Raw genomic sequence first — 1,877 nt, 5'->3', positions numbered from 1 at the left:
GGGGAGCTGAGCCCGTCTCGGTGGTGAAGATCCTGCTGATCCTCGGGCTCGTGGGGTGCGTGGTGGGCCTGAAGATCGTGAGTGACGCTCACTGATCAGGCATTTCCTGAAAGTCAACCGGGAGGAACGTACGTGTTGATCCGGTACGATCTGCCCCACATGCACTTGTCCGGGCCGGACACCGTCGTCAGCAGCCCACTTCTCCCCACGTGAAAGGTTCCGAGTGAGCGCACCGCCGAGCGAGCTGGTCCCCACCGTACGACCGGCCCCCACCGACGACCGCCTCGCCCCGCTGCGGGAGCGCGGTCGCCGGCTGCTCGACTCGCGCCCTGGGCGCGCACTCCAGCAATACGGGCGCGACGTCCTGCGCAAGCCTCAGGGCGTCGAGCCGATCGAGCGCGGCGCATTCGTCCGCGTGCTGCTCCTGTGGGCCATCGCCCGCGCGGTGAACTTCGGACTCCTCTGGGGGTTCTACTCCATCGCGAAGGCGTCGCGCTGGGGCTTCGGGCCCGACAGCGAGCGTCTGGGCACGTTCTGGGACTTCCTCACCGGGTGGGATGCCGACCGCTACGGCCAGATCGCCGCGCAGGGGTATCCCATGTCGCTGCCGATGAACGTCTCCGGCGACATCCTGCCCAACAACTGGGCGTTCCTGCCGGTCTTCCCGTTCCTCGTGCGCACGCTCTCCGGCGCCACGGGCCTGGGGTGGCAGCCCGCCGCCGTGCTGATCAGCCTGGCGGCCGGTCTCGGGGCCACGTGGGTGATGTTCCTGCTCCTGCGTACCGTCACGAAGCCCCGCGCCGCCTGGTGGGCCGTGGTGTTCTTCTCGTTCGCGCCGATGTCCTTCCTGTTCGTTCTCGGGTACAGCGAGGGCCTGTTCATGCTCCTGCTGTTCAGTGGCATGCTGCTGGCCATCAAGAGGAAGTACCTCTCGATCCTTCCGATCGCGCTCGTCGCCGCCTACACGCGCCCCGGCATCCTCGCGCTCGGCCTCGCTCTCGGCATCATCTTCCTCGTGCGCTTCTTCCGCCGTCGGGTCGACCCGTTCCCGATGCGCGAGTGGGCCTCGCTGATGGCGACCGGTCTGACCATCGCTGTGGCCGGTCTGTCCTGGAACCACATCGCGCAGTACATCACCGGCACCCACAACGCCTACATCCGCACCGAGCTCGGATGGTGGCTCGACTACGTCGGCAACGGCGAGTTCACGCCGTTCACGCCGTGGTTCCGTCAGGCGGGCACCCACCTCGGCGTCGTGGGCATCGTGCTGGTCATCGCCCTCATCGTGGCCTTCGCGGCTCTCCTGTGGTCGCGACCGGTCCGCCGCCTGGGTCTCATGGTGGTCGCGTACGCATTCAGCTACGGCGTCTACATCTTCGCGGTCTTCCTGCCGCAGCAGAGCACGTTCCGTCTGCTGATGCCGATGGCACCGCTCATGGCCGACGACCGCTGGTCGTCCACTCCTCGACGGCGGGCGGCGATCCTGGCCGGATGCCTCGCCCTGCAGGTCGTGGCGATCCTCCTCCTGTGGACCCGCGGCAATCCCTGATCGCGGCGGCGCGAGCCGTTGTCCCGAACGATGAGGGGGCGAGCACCGACGGTGCTCGCCCCCTCATCGTTCGCTCGGAGGATCAGTCGGGCTGCCCGCCGGGGTCGACGGCGTCGATCACGTCCTCTTCGACCGCGTTATCGGCATCCGGCTCGGCGGTCCCGCCCGACGCGTCGCCGCCGGCGACTCCCGACGGATCGGGGGCGGGCTCCGGCGGCAGGGGCACGGTCGGCTCGGTCGGCACGGGCACGGCGGGCTCTGCGGGGTTCGGAGCGGACGGCTCGGCGGGAATGCCGGGGAAGTCCGGGGCGCCGGGCAGGCCGGGGGC

At 69.4% G+C, this 1,877-nt stretch carries 1 protein-coding gene and 2 pseudogenes; 2 read left to right on the top strand and 1 reads right to left on the bottom strand.

Features of this window, described 5'->3' with window-relative positions:
- Both FE256_RS18545 and FE256_RS17840 read left to right on the top strand, forming a co-directional pair.
- A pseudogene (locus FE256_RS18545) lies at nt 1-95 on the top strand (QacE family quaternary ammonium compound efflux SMR transporter); the annotation flags it as partial.
- 128 nt (nt 96-223) lie between these two features.
- Nucleotides 224-1,549: a putative hexosyltransferase gene (locus FE256_RS17840; RefSeq protein ID WP_138178321.1), complete on the top strand. Its 1,326-nt coding sequence runs from the start codon at nt 224-226 to the stop codon at nt 1,547-1,549.
- A gap of 82 nt (nt 1,550-1,631) precedes the next feature.
- Here the strand turns inward: FE256_RS17840 and FE256_RS18320 are convergent.
- Nucleotides 1,632-1,877 (bottom strand): annotated as a pseudogene (locus tag FE256_RS18320) (hypothetical protein); the annotation flags it as partial.

Origin of the sequence: Microbacterium sp. 5K110 (assembly GCF_005774735.1) — a bacterium.
In the GTDB taxonomy this organism is placed as follows: Bacteria; Actinomycetota; Actinomycetes; order Actinomycetales; family Microbacteriaceae; genus Microbacterium.
This window is presented reverse-complemented; position numbering and strand designations above follow the sequence as displayed.